Genomic DNA, 21,886 nt, shown 5'->3' on the forward strand with positions numbered 1-21,886 from the left:
CAACACATCTTCAAGGAGGCGGATCGTGCAGAGCATCCGACGGGTCGCGGTCATCGGCGGCAACCGCATCCCCTTTGCCCGCTCCAACTCCCGCTATGCGCAGGCGTCGAACGCGGACATGCTCGGCGCGGCGCTGGACGGCCTGATCGCCAGGTACGGGCTGGCCGGACAGCGGGTCGGCGAGGTGGTGGCCGGTGCGGTGCTCAAGCACTCCCGTGACTTCAACCTCACCCGTGAGGTGGTGCTCGGCTCGCGGCTCGACCCGCACACACCCGCGTACGACATCCAGCAGGCGTGCGGCACCGGCCTGGAGGCGGCGATCCTGGTCGCCAACAAGATCGCCCTCGGTCAGCTCGACGTGGGCATCGCCGGCGGCGTCGACACCACCTCCGACGCGCCGCTCGCCGTCAACGAGGACATGCGGCGCACCCTGCTCAAGCTCAACTCCGCCCGCACCCTCGGCGAACGGATGAAGATCGCGGCGAAGCTGCGCCCGCTCCAGCCGTTCAAGCCGGAGATCCCTCGCAACGCCGAGCCGCGTACCGGCCTGTCGATGGGGGACCACGCCGCCCAGACCGCCATGCGCTGGCAGATCGACAGGCGATCCCAGGACGAGCTGGCGCTGCGCTCACACCAGCGGCTGGCCGCCGCGTACGACAAGGGCTTCTTCGACGACCTGATGACGCCGTACCTGGGGCTCACCCGCGACCAGAACCTCCGTCCGGACACGAGCGTGGAGAAGCTCGGCTCGCTCAAGCCGGTCTTCGGCACCCGTGGCCCGGACGCCGAGCACGCCACGATGACCGCCGGCAACTCGTCGCCTCTCACCGACGGCGCGTCCACAGTGCTGCTCGCCAGCGAGGAGTGGGCTGCCGCGCACAACCTGCCGGTGCTGGCCTGGTTCAGCTGGTCGGAGACGGCAGCCGTGGACTTCGTGCACGGCGAAGAAGGGCTCCTGATGGCCCCCACGTACGCGGTGCCCCGCATGCTGGCCCGTGCCGGGCTGACGTTGCAGGACTTCGACTACTACGAGATCCACGAGGCGTTCGCCTCCCAGGTGCTGGCCACCCTCGCCGCCTGGGAGTCGCCGGAGTTCTGCAAGGACCGGCTCGGCCTGGACGCCCCGCTCGGCGCGATCGACAGGGAGAAGCTCAACGTCAACGGCTCGTCGCTGGCCGCCGGGCACCCGTTCGCCGCCACCGGCGGCCGGATCGTCGCGACCCTGGCAAAGCTGCTCGCCGAGAAGGGCAGCGGCCGCGGGTTGATCTCCATCTGCGCGGCCGGCGGTCAGGGCGTGACGGCGATCCTGGAGCGCTGATCGCATACCCGATCACGCTTCCTAGATCGCGACGCGTGCATGGAGGGGTTAGCCTGACCTCGCCCTTCCCCGCCCTGGAGGATCAACTCCGATGTCGACTGCCCCGATGTCCGCGTCCGGTCCGCAGGCTCGCGTCGCCGTGCCGCCCCCTCGACCGCCGTCGGGGGGCGTCCGGCTGAGTCGGACGGCCCAGATCGTCACCGGCCTGGCGCTGATCGTGCCGGCCGCCGTCGCCCTGCTGTGGTCGTACGTCATTCCGTCGATCAGCACCATTGTGGACAGTTTCGGGCCAGTAAGACTGGTGCCGAACCGCCGCGGCCAAACCTCCGAGGGCGGCCTGGAAAACTACCGAGAGATCGTCGCCTCGGGATTCCTCGGTGACCTGGCCTACGTGCTGCTGCTCGCACTGATACCGGTGCTGCTCGCACTGATCGTCGCCCCTGCGCTCGCGCTCGCGGCGGAGCGGGCCGGCCGGGTGCCGAGACTTGTCACCCGGGCGCTGCTGGCCGTGCCGCTGGCCGCCTACGCCCCGCTCGCCGTGGGAACGGCGCGGACGATGGAACAGGCCGGCACCGGCCCGGGGAAGACCTCCGCCATCAGTACGGTGGCGCTGCTGCCCGCCGGGCTGGTGATCGCGATCGGTGCCACAGTCTTCCTCGCCGTGTGGTGCCGCCGCCCCCACGGCAGGTCCCTGCCGGCGGCCCTGGCCGCTGGCGGCGTGCTGGCGCTGACCGTCGTCGCGGTGACGATGCAGTCCTGGTCCCTCCAGTGGCCCGTCGTCGCCCAGAGGGGGCAGAACAGAACTCCGTTGCTGGACGTCTACCAGCAGACCTTCGTCCTCGCCCAGACCGGTGTCGGCGCTGCCGGCAGCGCGGTGCTGTTGGTGCTGCTGGGAACGCTCGGCCTCCTCGCCGTCGCCCTGCTCCTGCTGACCCGTACGCGGATCGCCTTCACCGGTTGGCGCGACCGCCCGGCGGAACCGACCCCTGCCGTGCGGAGTCGTGTCGCACTCGGCCTCCTGGTGGTGGGGCTGCTGGCGTTCCTCGGCGTGCTCGCGTACGTGTTGACGCCGTGGCTGCGGCTGCTCACCGCCGACGTGACGGCGCTGCCCCGGGGTGTCACCGCCGGCCAAATTCAGATCAACACCTGGCTGCCACCGCTGATCTCGACGGTGATCGGGGTGGGCCTCGCCGCGCTGGCCGGATTTGCGATCGGTGGCCTGCGCCCGCTGGGCCGGGCCAGCGAGCTTCTCCTGCTGCCCTTCGCACCCTGGCTCTTCGTCGGCGTCGGCCCACTCGCGGGCGCCCATTACCTCCGGGCTCGTGACGCCGAGCAGTTGAACACCTTCGCGGCGCTGATCCCGCCGAGCTGGCTCTCCATCCCCGCGCTCGTGGTGTTCACCCTGTTCTTCCGGGGTCAGCGGGAACGTTGGGAGGGCAGCGGCCGGTTCATCTCGACGATGCTGCTGCCCGCCCTGCCGATGGTGGCCGGGGCCGGGCTGCTGACCTGGTTGGTCGCCGCGCAGGACTGGCTGTGGCCGCGCCTGGTAGTCGCGCAGAACGGGCTGTGGCCGGCACCGAATTTCCTGCTCTACCGGCTTCGGGGGCGGTTCGACGCTGAGGGCACCGCGCAGGGAGATCTGGCTCAGATACTGCCCTTGCCGATGCTGCTGTTCTTCCTGCTCGCCTTCCTGGCGTTGCAGTTGCTCTACCTCGACCGGCTCGTCATCCTGGCGGGCCGACAGGAGGCCAAGCCGCACGCCGGTGCCGGGCCTACCGGTGCCGCGGCTACCGGTGCCGCGGCTACCGGTGCGATGCCTGCCGGTGTCGCGGCGTCGGCCCTTCCGCAGACCGACCAGAACGACGTCACGGAACGGGACCCGCGGCAGTCCTGAACGGCTCGCGCAGGCGGGGCGGCGTTGTCAGGGCTTCCTATCGTGGTGTCAACCGCTCGGACGTCATGATGGCGGCGCCCTGTCGAGGAGTGTCATGTCCCGTCACGCGCTACTCCGTACCACTGTCGTTGCTCTGGCCGCCGTGCTGGCAGCCGGCGGCTGTAGCTCCACCGCGACGAGTTCCGTGGATTCCACGGCGACCACGGTGCCCGCCGCCCCGGCGAACACACCCAGCGCCGACGCCGGCACGGTCATTGACGCCGAGACGCCGAACGGTGATCCGACGGGCGGCGGCTCCACCAGCGGCGGTGGCTCCACGGGCGGCCAGCCGGCCGGCGGCACCTCGACCGGCGGCGACAGCGGTCAGTCCGGTACGAAGGCGAGCGGGCCGATCATCAGCTACTTCCGGGTGACCGACAAGCCGCGCTGCCCGGCCGGCACCAGCGCCAACCCGATCGCCGGTGGCGGGGTGCTGATGGAGTGGCGGGTCAGCAACGTCAAAGCGGTGGCCCTGTCGATCGACGGTGCCGGCGTATACCGCGACGACTACCCTTCTGCCGGTAGTGAGGAGTTCGCCTTTCCCTGCTCCGGCGGGGAGGGCGATATCCAGAAGCACACCTACACATTGACGGCACGCAACGCGCACGGCACGCAGACGAAGACGATCGTGGTGACCGCCCCGGTGCACGACATCCCGCAGGTCTGACCAGCGCCCGGCCTCCGCTACAGCCCGCCCACGGCCGGGCTGTAGCGGGCAGGGGCCGTCCTCGCCGCCGGGATGCCGCGAAGCCGTGCCCGACCAGGTCGCCCGTCGTGGGGTAGGCGAGAATGAGGTACGTGACGACGATCCCGAACGTGCTCGCCAACCGTTACGCCTCACCCGAGCTTGTCGCCCTCTGGTCGCCGGAGGAGAAGGTCCGGATGGAGCGGCGACTCTGGCTCGCCGTGCTCCGCGCCCAGCGCGACCTGGGCGTGCCGGTGCCCGACGGTGTGGTCGAGGCGTACGAGCGGGTGCTCGACCAGGTCGACCTCGCCTCGATCGCCGAGCGGGAGCGGGTCACGCGGCACGACGTGAAAGCCCGGATCGAGGAGTTCAGCGCGCTCGCCGGGCACGAGCACGTGCACAAGGGCATGACCTCGCGGGATCTCACCGAGAACGTCGAGCAGTTGCAGGTGCGCGCCTCGCTGGAGCTGATCCGGGACCGGGTGGTGGCCACCCTCGCCCGGCTGGCGTGGCTGGCCCACGAGCACTCCGAGCTGGTCATGACCGGCCGTTCGCACAACGTTGCCGCGCAGGCCACCACGCTTGGCAAGCGGTTCGCCTCGGCGGCGGAGGAGCTGCTGATCGCGTACGAGCGGCTGGAGGAGCTGATCGCCCGCTACCCGCTGCGCGGGATCAAGGGGCCGGTCGGCACGGCAGCCGACCAGCTCGACCTCTTCGACGGCGACGCCGACAAGGTCGCCGAGTTGGAGCGGCGGGTCGCCGAGCACCTGGGCTTCTCCCGCGTACTGGACAGCGTCGGGCAGGTCTACCCGCGCTCGCTCGACTTCGACGTGCTTGCCGCGCTGGCGCAGACCGCCGCCGCGCCGTCGTCGCTGGCCACCACGATCCGGCTGATGGTCGGCCAGGAGCTGGTCACCGAGGGCTTCAAGCCGGGCCAGGTCGGCTCCAGCGCGATGCCGCACAAGATGAACACCCGCTCGTCGGAGCGGGTGAACGGCTTCGCGGTGATCATCCGGGGTTACCTGTCGATGGTCGGCGAGCTGGCCGGTGACCAGTGGAACGAGGGGGACGTGTCCTGCTCGGTGGTCCGCCGGGTGGCCCTGCCGGACGCGTTCTTCGCCGCCGACGGGCTGTTCCAGACGTTCCTCACCGTGCTCGACGAGTTCGGCGCATACCCGGCGGTGATCAACCGGGAGTTGGAGCGGTTCCTGCCGTTCCTGGCCACCACGAAGATCCTGGTGGCGGCGGTCCGGCGGGGCGTCGGTCGTGAGGTCGCGCACGAGGTGATCAAGGAGCACGCCGTAGCGGTGGCGCTGGCCATGCGCGAGAAGGGCGCTCCGGAGAACGACCTGTTCGACAGGCTGGCCGCCGACGGTCGCCTCGGCCTGTCCCGCGCCGACATCGACACCCTGGTAGCCGACCGCACGGCCTTCGTGGGCGCCGCCCCCGCCCAGGTGGCAGCACTGACCCGCCGCATCACCAAGGTGGTAGAAACCCACCCGAACGCCGCAACCTATTCCCCGCCGCCGATCCTCTAACCTCCGGCATCACCGCTTCAAGGTGGGCGTGGGTGGGCGTTACTCGCGGGTTGGGGTTTCGGCGGCTGTGCGGAGGTTCGGGGCGCTCGCGGGTTCGGCGATGCCGCCGAGGGACTCCGCGAAGCCCGGGTCGTGCGCGGTGTCCGCGGCGACCGCAGGCTGGTCGGCCGGCATGACCTCGGCCATCGTGGGTACGGCGATCACCGCTGTGCCGTACGCGCAGATCTCCATCCACATCTCGCCGCAGTCCCGGCTGTCGAAGCGCATGCCGATCACCGCGTTCGCGCCGAGCCGCAGGGCTTCCTCGCCGAGACGGGACACCGAGTCGGTACGCCAGCGGGTGAGGTTGTCGGGCGCCATCGGGTCGTACGCGCCACCGCGCAGGTTCTTGACCCCCTCGCGGTACGGGTTGCGCGTCCTGGCCATCGATGACACCACCTCACCGAGGATCTGGCGGATTTCGTAGCCGGGCAGTTGCTCCGTCGTCACGACCAGCACGGTTCCGATGCTGTCAGGAGTGGGGCGACCCGATCGTGTGCATTGTTCACCTGATCGGATGCTGCAAAACGACGCGGCGCGGACGGCCGGCACGCTGCCGACCATCCGCGCCGCGCGGGGCTCTAACCGTCAGACACCGGCCGTCGAGGTGATCCAGGCCCTGTTGTACGCGACACTGCCGTAGTTCTGGATGCTGGAGCCGTCGGCCGTGGAGGCCACTCCGACCTGCTGGCCGTTGTAGAACTGCGGACCGCCCGAGTCTCCCCGCCAGGCGTTCCCGCTGATCCGGCTGCTGCGGATGGCCTGCCCGCCGTACGCGTCGGTGGCGCTGTTGCTGGTGACCCGGACGGTGGCGGTCTTGAGTTGGCTGGACGCGGAGCAGCCGCTGTAGCAGGTCATGCCCCAGCCGTAGATCGAGTTGGTGGAGCCGATCGGCGGGTTGCTGCTGGCGAGGCTCACCGTCGAGGTGCTGACGGTGCTGGAGAGCCGCATGAGGGCCAGGTCGTTGCGGGTGTAGGTGGCGCTGACCGTGCGGGTGACGCCGCCGGAGGCCCGGTAGACGCTGCCGACCCGTACCGACATGGTGCCGCTGATGCAGTGTCGGGCGGTGAGCACCCACTGCGGTGCGATCACGCTGCCGGAGCAGGTGAACGAGCCGTTGCTGAGCACCGCGGCGGCCCAGGGCGCGGACGAGACGGTGTTGCCGCCGATGATGGGCTGAGGGCCGGCCGGGGCGGCGACCGCGCCGGAGGCGCTGCCGAGGGCGCCGGCGAGCGCGACGCCGAGCATGGCGAGCAGGGGACGGATGCGCATCGGGGGACTCCTTGGACGGGGCGGACCCGGGGTCGCCGGGTGCGGGAGGGCGCCGACGGAGGTCCCCGCCGGCGCTGGCATCGAACTGCGTCGATGTAGAGTAAGACGGTCCGGAGTTGTTTTCAAGAATTTGATCGAGATGCGGCAATGTAACGATTCAGCTACCCGCGACGCCGTATATGCCCTGGTGGGAGCGTGTGTCCCGGATCTTGGACAGGTTCGGCCACCAGTTATGTTGATCACTGCCTGAACTGCGCCCGGCCGGTGCGTCCGCGGCGGTATCTGCCAGGTAGGCTGGCTGCGCTCGCCCGTTGTGGGTCGGCACCCAACTGCGTACACAGTCAGGAGTGCCCAGTGCCTCGCGTCGTCGTCGACGTCATGCTCAAGCCCGAGATCCTCGATCCGCAGGGCCAGGCCGTCGCAAACGCGCTGCCCCGGCTCGGCGTCAGCGACGTCGCCTCAGTTCGGATCGGCAGGCGGATCGAGATCGACTTCACCGGTGAACCCGACCTGGACCGGGCCCGGGAGATCGCCGACAAGCTGCTCGCCAACCCGGTCATCGAGGACTTCACCGTCCGCCTGGTCGAGGCCGACGAGACCGCGGACGCCCGCTCGTGACCGCCCGGGTCGGTGTCGTCACCTTCCCCGGCTCACTCGACGACGGGGACGCGGCCCGTGCCGTCCGGATCTCCGGCGCCGAGCCGGTCCGGCTCTGGCACGGTGACCCGAGCCTGCACGGGGTGGACGCCGTAGTGCTCCCCGGCGGCTTCTCCTACGGCGACTACCTGCGCTGCGGCGCCATCGCCCGGTTCGCACCGGTGATGGAGACGATCGTGGACGCCGCCCAGGGTGGCCTGCCGGTGCTCGGCATCTGCAACGGCTTCCAGATCCTCTGCGAGGCGCACCTGCTGCCCGGCGCGCTCACCCGCAACCAACACCTGCACTTCCGTAACCGGGACCAGATCCTGCGCATCGAGTCGGTCGGCACCGCCTGGACCAACGCGTTCCAGCCCGGCCAGGAGGTGCTCATCCCGGTGAAGAACGGCGAGGGCTGCTACGTCGCCGACACCGCGACCCTGGACCAGCTCGAAGCCGAGGGCCGGGTGGTCGCCCGCTACATCGGCGGCAACCCCAACGGCTCGCAGCGTGACATCGCCGCGATCACCAACGCCGCCGGCAACGTGGTCGGCATCATGCCGCACCCCGAGCACGCCGTGGAGGCGCTCACCGGCCCCTCGCTGGACGGTCTCGGCTTCTTCACCTCGGTCCTCAAGCACCTGGTGGGGGCACCGGCGTGAACGCGAGGAGTCGGTCGGGCGGGCACGAGCGCAGCGAGGAGAGGTCATGACCACCCATCCGGACCCGGTACGGGACACTCCGGAGGCGTACTCCGCCCCGGCGCAGCCGGCCGAGCCGAGCCCGGCGGAACCCGCCTACACGGCGACCGCTCCCGCCCAGCCGGCCACGGCCGACTGGACCGACGGCGTGGATACCGTGCAGCGCGCCAACGGCACCTCGGGCGAGCTTCAGCCGTACACCGAGCTGGGGCTCCGCGACGACGAGTACGACCGGATCCGGCAGATCCTCGGGCGTCGGCCCACCCAGTCCGAGCTGGCGATGTACTCGATCATGTGGAGCGAGCACTGCTCCTACAAGTCGAGCAAGGTGCACCTGCGCCAGTTCGGCGAGAAGGCACCGCACAGCGACCGGCTGCTCGCCGGCATCGGTGAGAACGCCGGTGTGGTGCAGATCTCCGCCGACCTGGCCGTGACCTTCAAGGTCGAGTCGCACAACCACCCGAGCTTCGTCGAGCCGTACCAGGGCGCGGCGACGGGTGTCGGCGGCATCGTCCGCGACATCCTCGCCATGGGTGCCCGCCCGGTCGCGGTGATGGACCCGCTGCGCTTCGGTGCGGCGGACCACCCGGACACCGCGCGGGTGCTCACCGGCGTGGTCGCCGGCGTCGGCGGCTACGGCAACTGCCTCGGCCTGCCCAACATCGGTGGCGAGTTGGTCTTCGACCCCTCCTACCAGGGCAACCCGCTGCTCAACGCGCTCTGCCTGGGCGTGCTGCCGGTCCACCGGCTCCAGAACAAGGCTGCCGCCGGCCCCGGCAACGTGGTCGTGCTGATGGGCGCCAAGACCGGCCGGGACGGCATCGGCGGCGTGTCCGTGCTGGCAAGCGCCACCTTCGACGAGGGCAGCGAGGCCCGTCGCCCCGCCGTGCAGGTCGGCGACCCGTTCACCGAGAAGCTGTTGATCGAGGCGTGCCTGGAGCTGTACGACGGCCAGTTGGTCGTTGGCATCCAGGACCTCGGCGGCGCCGGTCTGACCTGTGCGCTCACCGAGACCGCCGCCGCGGCCGGCACCGGCATGCGGGTCTGGCTGGAGCGCGTACCGCTGCGTGAGCCCTCCATGGACCCGCACGAGATCCTCGCCAGCGAGTCCCAGGAGCGGATGCTGCTGGTCGTCGAGCCGGACAAGCTCGACGCGGTGCTCAAGACCTGTGAAAAGTGGGGCGTCCTCGCCACCGCGATCGGCGAGGTCACCGCACCCGAGCCGGACGGCCGCCCCGGCCGACTGCTGATCACGTGGCAGGACCACCTGGTCGTCGACGTACCTCCGGGTTCGCTTGTCGACGACGGCCCGGTGTACGCCCGGCCGATGCGCGAGCCGGCGGACCTGATCCTGCTCCAGGCCGACCGGGCCGAGACGCTGCCCCGACCGGCCGACCCGGAGGCGCTGCGGGAGACCGTGCTGCGCATGATCGCGTCGCCCAACCTGGCCGACAAGACCTGGGTCACCGAGCAGTACGACCGCTACGTGCTGGGCAACACCGTCCTCGCCCAGCCGGAGGACGGCGGCGTGATCCGCATCGACGAGCGGACCGGGCTCGGCGTGGCGCTGTCGGTGGACGGCAACGGCCGGTACGCGCGGCTCGACCCGTACAACGGCACCAAGCTGGCCCTCGCCGAGGCGTACCGGAACGTGGCGGTGACCGGCGCGACGCCGATCGCCGTCACCAACTGCCTCAACTTCGGCTCCCCGGAGGACCCGGGCGTGATGTGGCAGTTCGCCGAGGCCGTTCGCGGCCTGGCGGACGGCTGCCTGGAGCTGGGGATCCCGGTCACAGGCGGCAACGTCAGCTTCTACAACCAGACCGGCGCGGCGCCCATCCACCCGACCCCGGTGGTCGGTGTGCTCGGCGTACTGGACAACGTGGCCGACCGGGTGCCGATGGGCTTCGTCCCGCGCCCCGGTGGCGATCACGACCAGATCTACCTGCTGGGTGAGACAAACGTCGAGCTGTCCGGCTCGGAGTGGGCCTGGGTGACGCACGAGCACCTCGGCGGCATTCCGCCGCAGGTCGATCTCTCCCGGGAGAAGCTGCTTGCCGACCTGCTGGCCGAGGCTGCCCGGGTGGGTCACCTCAGCTCCGCGCACGACCTGTCCGACGGTGGCCTCGCCCAGAGCCTTGTCGAGTCCTGCCTGCGGCGGGGCGTCGGTGCCCGGATCGCGGTGCCGGAGCAGTTCGCCGGCGGCTCGATGCCGTTCGTCTACCTGTTCAGCGAGTCCGCCACGCGGGCCCTGGTGTCGGTGCCGCGCGGCCACGACAAGGCGTTCGCGGCGCTCTGCGCCGAGCGGGGGGTGCCGTTCGAGCTGATCGGCGTCACCGACCCGACCGGCGGTGCGCTTGAGGTGCACGGCCAGTTCCGGATCGGCCTGGACGAGCTGCGCGCCGCGCACACCGAGACGCTGCCGCGCCTGTTCGGCGGTGCCGCCTCCGTCGAGGTGCCCGCGCCGGCCGCCGGCGTGGCGGGCGCTGTCGAGGCGGCGCCCCTGCCGGTGGCCGAGGGCACGACCGTCGCGCCTCTGGACCCGGCGACTGTCGTGTCCGAGCCGATCGCGTCGGCCGGTCCGGTGCCAACGACCGGAGCGGTCGAGCCGGTCGAGGCTGGCGTGTCCGGTCAGTCGGACGAGGCTGGCGTGTCCGGTCGGTCGGGCGAGCCGGGCGCGTCTGGTCAGTCGGGCGACTCGGAGCCGAGCGCGTCGGGCCAGTCGAGCACCACCGGGCCGGCGGGGGCCGCCGGTTCGTCCGAGTCTGACTCCGGTGCCACCGACCCGTCGCCTGACGAGCGCTGAGGCGTTGGCGGCCGCCGTCTACGGCCAGCCCGGATCGGGTGCCCGGTTCGACTGGGGGCTGAGCGGCGCGGCCGAACTCGGTCGGGTCTGCGCCGCCCTGGTGGTGGTGGACGTACTCTCGTTCACCACCGCCGTGGAGGTGGCTGTCGCTCGCGGCATGCGGGTGCATCCGTTCCCCTGGGGCGAGCAGGCCGCCGAGTACGCGATCCGCGTCGGCGCGGTGGCCGCCGTGGGCCGCCGTCGGGTGACTGCCGACAATCCGTGGTCGCTCTCGCCGGCCGCGCTGAGCACCGCACCCGTCGTGCCGGACCTGGTGCTGCCATCACCGAACGGCTCGGCCATCAGCGCCGCCGCCAGCGCCACCGGGCTGCCGGTGGTAGCGGCGTGCCTGCGTAACGCACCCGCCGTCGGGCGTTGGCTGCAGAGCCAGGGGTACGGCACCACGGACGCCCCGATCGGCGTCATCGCCTCGGGGGAGCGGTGGCCAGGCGGGTCACTGCGACCGTCGGTGGAGGACCAGCTGGGCGCGGCCAGCGTGCTCGACGCCCTCGCCGGCGTACCGGGTGGCCTCTCCGTGGAGGCGGCCGTGGCGCTCGCCGCGCTGGCCAGCACCCCTGACGTGCCCGCCGCAATACGCGGAAGCGTGTCCGGCCGGGAACTGACCGAGAGCGGCTTCGCCGAAGACGTGGAGATCGCCGTCCAGGTCGACGCGTCGACGGTCGTCCCGGTCCTCCGCCAGGGAGTCTTCTCCGCCGCCTGACCTGGGTCGTCCACCCGTCGACCCCGTGCCCTCGGCCGGTCCGTGCCGGCCGGTACGTGCCTCGGCCGGTCCGTGCCGGACGCTCCATGCCTCGGCCGCCCGTGCCCGAGAGGCGTCGGGCGGGCTGCACCGGTGATCTTGCCCATTTGCGCGCTCATCGAGGGCGTAAGCGGTCGCCGGACACGCGAACGGCCGCCCGAGGTTCCGGACGGCCGTTTGCGTTGTGTCGTATGGCGGTGTGTCGGGTCAGTCGTCCAGCCAGTCGAGGCGACGGCCGCCCCGCTCGGTCGGGGGCGGGCTGTCCGGCCGGGCGCGGCCGCCCTGCTGGTCGTAGCCGGGCTGGTCGTAGCCGGGCTGGTCGTAGCTGCCGCGCTGCTGCGGGGTCTCCTGACCGTAGCCGCCCTGGTCGTACCCGCCGGCCTGCTGACCGTAGCCGCCACCCTGCTCGTACCCGCCTCCTGACCGTAGCCGCCCTGGTCGTACCCGCCGGCCTGCTGACCGTAGCCGCCACCCTGCTCGTACCCGCCGGCCTGCTGGCCGTATCCGCCGGTCGGCTCGGTCGACCGCCCACCGCCGTACGGGGCAGCGTCGGCTTGGCCGTAGCCCTGGCCCTGCTCGGGCTGGTAGACGCCTGTGGAGTACGGGTCGGCCGGGGCCGGGTACTGGGTGCTGTCGCCCGTGTACCGGCCGGTCGGCTCGTCGAAGCGCTCGCCACCTGCGGGAGCCGGTGGGTAACCGGCGGAACCGGCCGGGGCGGTGTAGTCGCGGGTGCCGTAGCCACCACCCGAGGCCGGCGCGTTGCCATAGCCGGCACCCGAGGCGGGCGCGTTGCCGTAACCGGCACCCGAGGCCGGGGCATTGCCGTAGCCACTACCTGAGGCGGGCGCATTGCCATAGCCACTGCCCGAGGCGGGCGCATTGCCGTAGCCACCCGGCACCTGTGCGCCGCCGTAGCCTGCGCCGGATCCGGGCGCTGCACCGTAGCCGTCGTCCGCCGCGCCGTAGCCGCCGTCGGGGGTACCCGCCGTGCCGTAACCGCCGCCCGAGGCCGGCGCGTTGCCGTAACCGCCGGCGCCGTACCCCCCGGTCGCGGGCTCGTCGCCGTAGCCGGCGCCGGCCCAACCCTGCTGGCCAGCGGCACCGTACGGCTGCGGAGGCGCGCCGTACGGGTCCGGTGGCACGTCGTCGACGACCGGGCGGTGCATCATCGTCGGCGCCTCGCTCAGCGCAGCCCCGCCGACCATCGTCGGATCGGGCCCGCCAGGCCGGTTGACCACCCGGGTCTGGTCGTCCGCCCCGCGGAAGCCGCCCCGCGCCGCCGGCACCGCGCCAGCCGCGCCGGCTGCCGCCGGCTCGTCATCGTCGTCGCCGCTCTCCTTGCGCTTCATCCAGAGCAGCACGATCGTGCCGACACCGGCCGCGACGAGCAGACCACCGAGCAGAATGATCAGGTACGAGCCGAAGCCACCGCCGTCATCCTCGTTCGCGGCGTTCGCCGGAGCACCGGGGCTGGCTTCAGTGGACGGCTCGTCCTCGGTGCCCTCCTCGATCGCCTCGTCGGTGGGGGTGGCCTCGACGGTGGGAGACGGGGTGGCGCTCGGTGTCACCTCGACCTTGATCTCCAGGCTGATGCGCTGCCCGGTGATCGACTGTCCCGCGTTCGCGGTGAAGCTCTTGACCGCGTTGATGTTGTTGGACGACGCACCCACGTCGATCCGACCAGGCGCGATCGGCTTGTCGTTGCTGCCGGTGAACCGGAAGTTCCCGCTGCCGTCGGCGATCGTGTCGTAACGGTGGCCGGCGCTGTCCTGGAGGATCACGATCGCGTTCGGCACCGCGTCGCCGTTCGCCTTCACGACGACCTTGCCGGAAACCGACTTCACGGTCTGCGGCTGCTGCTGAGTAGGCGGCGCGGACGCTTTGACGGTGACACGCAGCGTGCGGGAGTTCGAGTCCCCCGTCACCGTGATTTTCGCCTGAGTTCCGTTCGCCGCAGGTGCGCTTGCTGCGGCCGAAAGGGTCAGGGTCACTGGCCTCGGCAGCGGTGAGTCGCCGAAGTCGATCGGCCCGCAGCCGCCACAGGTAACGCCGTCCGGCAACCCGGTCACGTCAATGTCTGCGGACGACTCACCTTGATCCGGTCTGACAACGACGCTGACGCTACTGCTCTTGCCGGCGTCGATCGTGACCGAGTTGTCGGCTGTGCTGATCTTGGCGGCCATGGCTGGTGTTGCGGGGACGGCGAGCAGAGCGCCGGCAACCAGCGCTACGACCACACCGGCCCGCTGCTTCCAGGCACGTCGGTGTGTTGACACGTCCACCGCCTTCCGGGCTGACTTCCCTTGACCGGCGGGGCGCCGGGCCGGGGATCATCACGGTACGAATACGCCGTCGGCCACTATGCCTTGTCTGAGTGGATCGGCGCGACCCAGGGCCAGCGTCGGGTGCTCCGGCTACGGGTCGTATCGTCCCGTCGTGTCCTCTCCGCACAGTAAATCCGCCGCCATAGCAGCGGCTTTGTCGGCGCTTGACGAGGGGCGTACGCCCGAACGGCCGGTGTTCCGGGAGGCGGTCCGGTCGTTGTTGGCCGTCCTCGCGGAGCGCGCCCCCGGCCGATCGGTGGAGGTGCGGGTTCCACCATACGGTGCGATCCAGTGTGTTCCTGGTCCTCGACACACCAGGGGAAACCCGCCGAACGTGGTCGAGATGTCCCCGCTGACCTGGTTGGAGTTGGCCAGCGGCCGGGTCGGGTGGGACGAGGCGGTCGCCGCCGGTCGTGTGCAGGTGAGCGGGATCCGGGCGGACCTCTCGGCGTATCTGCCCCTCTAGCTGCCTGAATGCCCGGATGAGGGTGACGCTGTGCAGGGAAATCGTGACTATCTGTATAGACACTGATTCGCGTACACTGTCAGGCGACGACAGTGGTCCCGGCCGAGAAGTGTGGATCCGTCCCGTGATCTCCACCAGGCCGATCCAGACCAGCATGAGGGAGCGGTAGTGCCCCGAGGCGACGGCCGGCTGAGCCACGACCTTGATCCCCAACGACCTGGCCCCCAGGATGCCTGTGGCGTCTTCGGCGTCTGGGCCCCCGGCGAAGAGGTCGCCAATCTGACCTACTTCGGCCTCTATGCCCTGCAACACCGCGGCCAGGAGGCTGCGGGCATCGCGGTGAGCGACGGTTCCGGCGTCGTGGTCTACAAGGATCTGGGTCTGGTGGCCCAGGTCTTCGACGAGCCCACCCTCGCCAGCCTGCGCGGCCACTTGGCGATCGGGCACGCTCGATACTCGACGACCGGCGCCTCCAACTGGGAGAACGCCCAGCCGACCATCCGGTCGACCAGTTCCGGCACGACCATCGCGTTGGCGCACAACGGCAACCTGGTCAACACCGCCGAGCTGGAGAAGGAGGTCGCCGAGCGCGGCCTTGTCGCGGACGGTTCGACGAACGACACGTCGCTGGTGACGATGCTGCTGGCCAGCCGCCCGGACCTGTCGGTCGAGGCGGCCGCGATGGAGGTGCTGCCGCAGCTGCGCGGGGCGTTCAGCTTCGTCTTCATGGACGAGTCGACGCTCTATGCGGCCCGCGACGCGCACGGCGTACGTCCGCTGGTTCTCGGTCGGCTGGAGCGCGGCTGGGTGGTCGCCAGCGAGACCGCCGCCCTGGACATCGTCGGCGCCAGCGTGGTGCGCGAGGTCGAGCCCGGCGAGCTGATCGCGATCGACGAGGAGGGGCTGCGCTCCACCCGGTTCGCGTCGCCGGAGCCGAAGGGCTGCCTCTTCGAGTACGTCTACATCGCCCGCCCGGACGCCACGATCGCCGGGCGCAACGTGCACGCGGCGCGGGTGCAGATCGGCCGGCAGTTGGCCAAGGAGCACCCGGTCGAGGCCGACCTGGTGATCCCGGTGCCCGAGTCGGGCACGCCTGCCGCGATCGGTTACGCCGAGGCGTCCGGCATCACCTACGGCGCGGGCCTCATGAAGAACCCGTATGTGGGCCGTACGTTCATCCAGCCGTCGCAGACCCTGCGTCAGCTCGGCATCCGGCTCAAGCTCAACCCGTTGCGGCAGAACGTCCGAGGTAAGCGGCTCGTGGTGGTGGACGACTCGATCGTCCGCGGCAACACGCAGCGCGCCATCGTGCGGATGCTGCGCGAGGCGGGGGCGCTCGAGGTGCACGTCCGGATCTCGTCTCCGCCGGTCAGCTGGCCGTGTTTCTACGGCATCGACTTCGCCACCCGGGCGGAGCTGCTGGCCAACGGGTTGGACAACGACGGCATCCGGCGTTCCATCGGCGCCGACACGCTGGGCTACGTTTCGCTTCCTGGCCTGATCGCCGCGACCGAGCAGCCGAAGACTCGACTGTGTCGGGCATGTTTCGATGGGGAGTACCCGATCGAGCTGCCGGCCGGCAACCTGATCGGCAAGCACGTGCTCGAAGGTGTGGGCCGACGGGTCGCCAACTCCGCGCCGGAGGCACCGCACACCAACGGCTCGTTCGTCGCCACCCCGGGTGGCGTGACCGCAAACCGCCCGTAGCACCAAACCGGCGCGGCCCGGCCACCGCCGGCGCGGCACCGAGAACCAAAGGGGAGAACCGTGACGCACGTGTCCGAGCGCAGCGGCGCAGGAAGCAGCCCGACCGGCGGCGGCGACCGTCAGCCCTGGACGGCTGGCGCTGGCCGTCAAGGTCGGAAGCGTTCAGTCTCGTACGCCGATGCCGGGGTCTCCATCGACGCGGGTGACCGCGCCGTGGAGTTGCTGAAGTCGAAGGTGCGGCAGACCCGCCGCCCCGAGGTGCTGGGCGACCTCGGCGGCTTCGCCGGGCTGTTCCGGCTGGACACGACGAAGTACAAGAACCCGATCCTGGCGTCCTCCACCGACGGTGTGGGCACCAAGCTGGTGATCGCCCAGCAGATGGACATCCACGACACGGTGGGCATCGACCTCGTGGCGATGGTCGTCGACGACCTGGTGGCCTGTGGGGCCGAGCCGCTGTTCCTGCTCGACTACATCGCCACCGGCGAGGTCGTCCCGGACAAGGTGGCCGACATCGGCGCGGGTATCGCCGACGGCTGCCGGTACGCGGGCTGCGCGCTGCTGGGCGGCGAGACCGCCGAGCACCCCGGTGTGCTGCGCCCGGACGAGTACGACATCTCCGCGACCGGTGTGGGCGTGGTGGAGGAGAGCGACATCCTCAGCCCGGACCGGGTCGAGGTGGGCGATGTGGTCATCGCGATGCGCTCCTCCGGCCTGCACTCCAACGGCTACTCCCTGGTCCGGCACGTGCTGCTCGGCGCGGCCCGGATGCGGCTGGACATCGTGATCGACGACTTCGGTCGGCAGCGGACCCTGGGTGAGGAGTTGCTCACCCCGACCAAGATCTACGCGAAGGACTGCCTGAAGCTGATCGCCGAGGCCGAGGTGCGGGTCCTCGCCCACGTCACCGGCGGCGGCATCCCCGGCAACCTGGTCCGGGTGCTGCCGGAGCACGTCGACGCTGTGGTCAACCGGTCCACCTGGAAGCCGCAGCCGGTCTTCGACCTGATCCAGTCGAAGGGGCGGATCGACGACCAGGACATGGAGTCGACCTTCAACATGGGTGTCGGCATGTTCGCGATCGTCTCGGCGGAGGACGCCGACCGGGCGCTCGCCACGCTCACCGGCCGTGGTGTCGAGGCGTGGCAGGCTGGCGAGATCATCGAGGGCACGGGCAACGTGCAGATGGTTGGCCAGCACACCCGCGGTTGATCACGCTCTGGTTATCGTACGGGCACCTGATGGGGGCTTCACCCGAGTGGCCCATGCCGCCTAGCCTGAAGGGCTCAGGCTCGGCGGAGGAGGGCGATGGCTGCTCGGGAACAGGCGTTCAGCGGTATGCGCGGCTTGGCCGTCGTCCCGTCGTACGTCGTGATGCAGCCCACGACCCTCTGCAACCTGGACTGCGCGTACTGCTATCTGCCGTTTCGGGCTGCGGACCAGCGGATGTCGGTGCCGGTGGCCGAGGCGGTGGCGGCGGCGGTCAACCCGTGGGCGACCTCCGGTCGGTTCTCGGTGGTGTGGCACGGCGGTGAGCCGTTGGCTGCGGGTCGGGAGCACCTCGCCGACCTGATGGCGCCGTTCGGTCCCGAGGTCGAGCATCATGTGCAGACGAACGCCACGCTCATCGACGACGAGTGGTGCGACTTCTTCGCCCGGCACGAGATGCGCGTGAGCGTGAGCGTGGACGGGCCCCGGGAGCGCAACGGCGACCGGGTCAACAGGGGTGGGCAGCCGGCGTACGACCGGATCCTGCGGGGTGTGGCGGCGCTGCGTCGGCACGGCCTGCCGTTCTCGGCGCTGGCAGTGGTGTCACGGCCCGTGCCCGGGCTCGCCGCCGAGTTGTACGACTATTTCCTCGGGTTGGGCTGTGACGTGCTCGGCATCAACATCGAGGAGACCGAGGGCGTCAACACCCGCGACAACAGTCACGACCCGAGGGCGGTCACCGCGTTCTGGGCCGAGTTGGTGTCGGCCTGGCGCCGGGAGCCCCGGATCCACCTGCGGGAGGTCGAGTGGTCGCTGCGGTACACGGCGGCGGTGCTCGATGACGCGGCGGACGCCGTGCTGCCGCGGCGGCTGGATCCGATCCCGACCATCGGGCACGACGGCTCGGTGACGGTGCTCTCGCCGGAGCTGGCGGGCTTCACCGACGCCCGCTACGGCGACTTCAGCAGTGGGAACGTCCTGGCCACACCACTGGCGCAGATCCTCGTCGACGCGGCGTCCACGCCGTGGGTGGGCGAGTTCCTGACCGGGGTGGAGGCGTGCAGGACGGCCTGCCCGTACTTCGGCTTCTGTGGCGGTGGTCATGCGGCCAACCGTTACTTCGAGCTGGGGCGTTTCGACGGTACGGAGACCGAGCACTGCCGCAACAGCAAGATCCGCCTATTGGAGGGAGTGTTGGAGCATGCCCGAGACCACCAGTCACCGGCGGCCTGAGCACGAATCGGATGCCATTCCGGACAGCGTCACCGAGCGGGTGCGGGAGGCCGCCCCCGGGCTTGTCGCTCTGCTCCAGGAGGCGGCGGACGCACGGCGGCTGCGGGCGGAGGTGTCGGGCGGGGACGGCGCCAGCGCGGTCTGCGCCTGGAACCACTTCGAGAACATCCCGACCTTCTACAACTGGAACAACCGCCCGCGCTGAGGTCGACCGCGATCAGGGGCCTGTCGGCCGGTAGGTGTTCTCCGGCTGGGGCAGGCCCCTGATCGTCTGCACCGGTGTCTTCCCGACGGGCACATGCGTGAGCACGCGGGGCTTACCGCGTGCTCAGCTGCGTCGAGAGGTCAGCGGGTCGGACGTACCCAGGGATCCGGGTCGTCGTCAGCATGATTCTCATCATCGTCGTCGACGAACTCTTTAGAGTCGTCGTCGAAGTGGTGCTCAGACTTACCAGCACCCGCCAGTTCGCGCTGCAAGGCGGTGAGGTCGGTGTTCGGGGAGTGGTACTTCAACTCCCGGGCCACCTTTGTCTGCTTGGCCTTAGCACGGCCGCGCCCCATGGCTCGACCCCCTCGCACAGAATGCGGGGCAGCCCGAAGGCGGGCCCCGATGACGTCAGGCATCTCTCGTAGGTCTTACGGTACATGGGGATGCCATCGTTCGGCACCTCGGGTTACCGTCAGCCGGCTCTGCGCGTCGCGTTGATCCGGCCGTCACCCAGTGTACCCGGTAAGGAGCGAAGCGGAGAGCGCCCGTGACACCAGTCAAAGCGTGACAAACCTGACTTGGCTTCAGCGTACCGAGCACTACCGACCTTTGAGGCCCGGAGGCGGATCCCGGTCGATCCGCCTCCGGTGAAACGCTCAGCGCAGGTGGATCGTGCGCAGGCGGCCGACCTCGGCCATCCGCCGCTCGGCCAGCCGGTCCGCCGCGACCGCGGGCGGTACGCCGTCGGCGTCCGCCAGGTGCAGGATCTCCCGGGTGGTGTCGTAGATCCGGGTTGCCCGGAGCTTCGCCCGGTCGAAGTTGAAACCGTCGATCTCGTCGGCCACCTGGATCACGCCGCCGGCGTTGACCACGTAGTCAGGGGTGTACAGGATGCCCCGGTCGGCCAGCAGCTTCTCGATGCCTGGGTGGGCGAGCTGGTTGTTCGCCGCCCCCGTCACCACCTTGGCGCGCAGTACCGGCACGGTGTCGTCGTTCAGAGCGCCGCCCAGCGCGCACGGCGCGTACACGTCGATGTCCGCGGCGACGAGCGCGGAGGCGTCGTCCACAAGAGTGATCTGCGGGTGGTTGGTGCGCGCCCAGGCCAGCGCCTTCGGGTTGACGTCGGTGGCGACCACCTCGGCGCCGTCCTCCAGCAGATGCCCGGTCAGGTACCTGCCGACCTTGCCCAGGCCCGCCACGCCGACTCGCCGGCCGCGCAGGCTGGGCGTGCCCCAGACGTGCTCGGCGGCGGCCCGCATGCCCTGGAAGACGCCCCAGGAGGTGAGGATCGAGGAGTCGCCCGCGCCACCGTGCTCGACGCTGCGGCCTGTCACGTACCGGGTCTCCCGGGCGATCACGTCCATGTCCGCCACGTAGGTGCCCACGTCGCACGCGGTGTAGTAGCGGCCGGCGAGCGACTCCACGAAGCGGCCGTACGCGCGCAGCAGCGCCTCGCTCTTGACCTGCTCCGGGTCGCCCCAGATCACCGCCTTGCCACCGCCCAGATCCAGCCCGGCGAGCGCGTTCTTGTACGCCATGCCGCGGGACAGGTCGAGCACGTCGGCGAGCGCGTCTTCCTCGCTCGCGTACGGGTAGAAGCGGGTGCCGCCGAGGGCCGGCCCCAATGCGGTGGAGTAGATCCCGATGATCGCCTTCAGGCCGCTCTGCTTGTCCTGGCAGAACACGACCTGTTCGTGTCCGGTCAATCCGGGGTCGTCGGTGCTCGCGAATACGCCCATGGCTGGCTCCTGAGATGGTGTGCGCCCTTGTGGGGTGCGGACCTGGTGGGACCCCCGGCGGGGATGCTGCCGGTGGGTCCGAGCCTAGTATCGGCGGCCGCGCAGGTGCCCGACGCGCCGCTGTCGTCCCACGTTGCGGCGCGCGTGGGTCCGGCCTCTGACCGCGTACGGGTGCGGTTCGTGGGAGGATCGCGCGGTGCCGTCGCTCTTCGCTTCTTACCTGCGCGTGTACGAGCCGCTGACCGCATTCGACCGTGACCGGCAGAGCTACTGGCGTCGCTACGTCTCGGAAGGGCGTGCGGTCGCACCCATGGAGGGGCCCGGCCGGCAACGGACTGCGGTGATCGAAGCGTTGGGCGCGGGCTGGACGCGGCTACCGGACCTGCCCGAGGAGGCGTACGTCCTGGAGACGGACGACGGCCTGCTGGTCTGCCCCTGGAACCTGCGGATCCGTGTCGCTGAGGCGGCGCTCAGCGCCCGGGACGGGGTGCCCTCGGTGCTCGCCGACGCCTTCGTGCCGCCGGTGCTCGCCGGGCAGGCCAGGGCCGTGGTGGACGACTGGCGCAGTGGCGCCCGGGTGTTGGAGCACGGGGTGCCGCGGGTGCACGAGCAGATCGCCACCTGGGGCGTACCGCTGCGGTGGTTCGTGCTCTTCGATCCGGCGGAGCGGGACCTGGTCACCGAGGTGGGCCGGCGTGCGATGCGCTACCGCACCGAGATCTCCAAGGCCCGCCGGCGGTCGTCGCGGGCGCTGTCGGTGTTGCGCAAGTCGGTGGGCGAGGCGCCGATCACCGATGCGGTGGAGGAGGCGGCCCGCTGGCTGGAGGAGTTCCATCCGCGTTCGGTGGTGGAGCTGGACTACGGCGGCCTTGTCGACCTGCTCTCCGACGAGACCCTCACCGCCGACGACTCTCCCGAGTTGGTCGCCAGCGGCCTTGCCGGGCTGTCGCGGGGCGAGGCCGACGAGGCGTCCGCCGCGTACGACAAGCTCGTGGCCCGGTGGCGTGCGGTGCAGCTGCTGGAGCGGTGTAACTAGGGCAAATAGCCCGAGAAGCGCTCTCAAGTTGAGCAGTGCTCGTAGTTGACGCATCACGAACCGTGATCATGAGTCCGAATAAGGTACTTTCTGCCATGTAAAAGTCGTAAAAATCGGGCATGGTTCATCCGTCCGTCTAGGGACCTTCATCCGTTCGGCCCATGTCGGACATCGGGGACTAGCCGGACCATGGGAGACGCGTCGGCCGGCGGGACCCCGGCCGATGTCTATACATGT

General features: G+C 70.5%; 18 protein-coding genes and 1 pseudogene. 14 read left to right on the forward strand and 5 right to left on the reverse strand.

Annotated features, from left to right (window positions below; genetic code table 11):
* Positions 1-25 precede the first annotated feature (25 nt).
* The 4 genes from ADK66_RS01960 to purB all read left to right on the forward strand — a co-directional run bounded on the left by ADK66_RS01960 (position 26) and on the right by purB (position 5,474).
* On the forward strand, positions 26-1,318 hold the full coding sequence (locus ADK66_RS01960) for an acetyl-CoA C-acetyltransferase (protein ID WP_053651978.1): 1,293 nt from the start codon (positions 26-28) through the stop codon (positions 1,316-1,318).
* A gap of 91 nt (positions 1,319-1,409) precedes the next feature.
* Entirely contained in the window at positions 1,410-3,212 is a 1,803-nt protein-coding gene (locus ADK66_RS01965) for a sugar ABC transporter permease (protein WP_157552135.1), read from the forward strand.
* Between the two features lie 94 nt (positions 3,213-3,306).
* Entirely contained in the window at positions 3,307-3,918 is a 612-nt protein-coding gene (locus ADK66_RS01970; RefSeq protein WP_053651982.1) for a hypothetical protein, read from the forward strand.
* A gap of 131 nt (positions 3,919-4,049) precedes the next feature.
* Positions 4,050-5,474 carry an adenylosuccinate lyase gene (purB, locus tag ADK66_RS01975; RefSeq protein WP_053652348.1) on the forward strand — a complete coding sequence of 475 codons (1,425 nt, stop codon included), beginning with the start codon at positions 4,050-4,052 and terminating at the stop codon, positions 5,472-5,474.
* A 39-nt stretch (positions 5,475-5,513) separates the two neighbouring features.
* Here purB and ADK66_RS01980 read toward each other — a convergent pair whose 3' ends face one another.
* Complete coding sequence (locus tag ADK66_RS01980; RefSeq protein ID WP_082377123.1) at positions 5,514-6,077, reverse strand: YbjQ family protein; 564 nt, start codon at positions 6,075-6,077, stop codon at positions 5,514-5,516.
* 24 nt (positions 6,078-6,101) lie between these two features.
* Complete coding sequence (locus ADK66_RS01985; RefSeq protein WP_053651984.1) at positions 6,102-6,785, reverse strand: trypsin-like serine protease; 684 nt, start codon at positions 6,783-6,785, stop codon at positions 6,102-6,104.
* Between the two features lie 354 nt (positions 6,786-7,139).
* On the opposite strand from ADK66_RS01985, the gene purS reads away from it, so the two are divergent.
* The 4 genes from purS to ADK66_RS02005 are packed head-to-tail and all read left to right on the forward strand — an operon-like array spanning position 7,140 to position 11,688.
* Positions 7,140-7,403, forward strand: a complete 264-nt coding sequence (gene purS / locus ADK66_RS01990) for a phosphoribosylformylglycinamidine synthase subunit PurS (protein ID WP_053651986.1) — start codon at positions 7,140-7,142, stop codon at positions 7,401-7,403.
* Positions 7,400-8,083: a phosphoribosylformylglycinamidine synthase subunit PurQ gene (purQ, locus tag ADK66_RS01995; RefSeq protein ID WP_053651987.1), complete on the forward strand. Its 684-nt coding sequence runs from the start codon at positions 7,400-7,402 to the stop codon at positions 8,081-8,083. Before purS ends, purQ begins: the two co-directional genes overlap by 4 nt.
* Positions 8,084-8,129: 46 nt before the next feature.
* Positions 8,130-10,928, forward strand: a complete 2,799-nt coding sequence (gene purL / locus ADK66_RS02000) for a phosphoribosylformylglycinamidine synthase subunit PurL (protein ID WP_053651989.1) — start codon at positions 8,130-8,132, stop codon at positions 10,926-10,928.
* Positions 10,929-10,932: 4 nt separating this feature from the next.
* Positions 10,933-11,688 (forward strand): 2-phosphosulfolactate phosphatase, encoded by a 756-nt coding sequence (locus ADK66_RS02005; protein WP_082377156.1) that lies wholly within the window; start codon positions 10,933-10,935, stop codon positions 11,686-11,688.
* A gap of 246 nt (positions 11,689-11,934) precedes the next feature.
* Here the strand turns inward: ADK66_RS02005 and ADK66_RS02010 are convergent.
* Positions 11,935-13,910 (reverse strand): annotated as a pseudogene (locus ADK66_RS02010) (hypothetical protein).
* A gap of 283 nt (positions 13,911-14,193) precedes the next feature.
* On the opposite strand from ADK66_RS02010, the gene ADK66_RS02015 reads away from it, so the two are divergent.
* The 5 genes from ADK66_RS02015 to amcA all read left to right on the forward strand — a co-directional run bounded on the left by ADK66_RS02015 (position 14,194) and on the right by amcA (position 18,871).
* A complete protein-coding gene (locus ADK66_RS02015) occupies positions 14,194-14,517 on the forward strand; it encodes a sterol carrier family protein (protein WP_157552173.1) in 324 nt (107 codons plus the stop codon).
* A gap of 168 nt (positions 14,518-14,685) precedes the next feature.
* On the forward strand, positions 14,686-16,224 hold the full coding sequence (gene purF / locus ADK66_RS02020) for an amidophosphoribosyltransferase (RefSeq protein ID WP_053651995.1): 1,539 nt from the start codon (positions 14,686-14,688) through the stop codon (positions 16,222-16,224).
* A 60-nt stretch (positions 16,225-16,284) separates the two neighbouring features.
* Positions 16,285-17,436 carry a phosphoribosylformylglycinamidine cyclo-ligase gene (gene purM, locus ADK66_RS02025; RefSeq protein ID WP_053651997.1) on the forward strand — a complete coding sequence of 384 codons (1,152 nt, stop codon included), beginning with the start codon at positions 16,285-16,287 and terminating at the stop codon, positions 17,434-17,436.
* A gap of 126 nt (positions 17,437-17,562) precedes the next feature.
* Positions 17,563-18,666, forward strand: coding sequence for a cyclophane-forming radical SAM peptide maturase AmcB (gene amcB / locus ADK66_RS02030; RefSeq protein ID WP_304438213.1), 1,104 nt, complete (start codon positions 17,563-17,565; stop codon positions 18,664-18,666).
* Entirely contained in the window at positions 18,635-18,871 is a 237-nt protein-coding gene (gene amcA, locus ADK66_RS02035; RefSeq protein WP_053652001.1) for a multiple cyclophane-containing RiPP AmcA, read from the forward strand. Before amcB ends, amcA begins: the two co-directional genes overlap by 32 nt.
* 140 nt (positions 18,872-19,011) lie before the next feature.
* On the opposite strand, the gene ADK66_RS30425 is transcribed toward amcA, so the two are convergent.
* Entirely contained in the window at positions 19,012-19,227 is a 216-nt protein-coding gene (locus tag ADK66_RS30425) for a DUF3073 domain-containing protein (protein ID WP_007454329.1), read from the reverse strand.
* A gap of 303 nt (positions 19,228-19,530) precedes the next feature.
* Positions 19,531-20,613: a Glu/Leu/Phe/Val dehydrogenase dimerization domain-containing protein gene (locus ADK66_RS02045; RefSeq protein ID WP_053652005.1), complete on the reverse strand. Its 1,083-nt coding sequence runs from the start codon at positions 20,611-20,613 to the stop codon at positions 19,531-19,533.
* A gap of 196 nt (positions 20,614-20,809) precedes the next feature.
* On the opposite strand from ADK66_RS02045, the gene ADK66_RS02050 reads away from it, so the two are divergent.
* Positions 20,810-21,649, forward strand: a complete 840-nt coding sequence (locus tag ADK66_RS02050) for a hypothetical protein (RefSeq protein ID WP_053652007.1) — start codon at positions 20,810-20,812, stop codon at positions 21,647-21,649.
* Positions 21,650-21,886: the final 237 nt, after the last annotated feature.

Source organism: Micromonospora sp. NRRL B-16802 (assembly GCF_001279555.1).
GTDB lineage: Bacteria > Actinomycetota > Actinomycetes > Mycobacteriales > Micromonosporaceae > Micromonospora > Micromonospora profundi.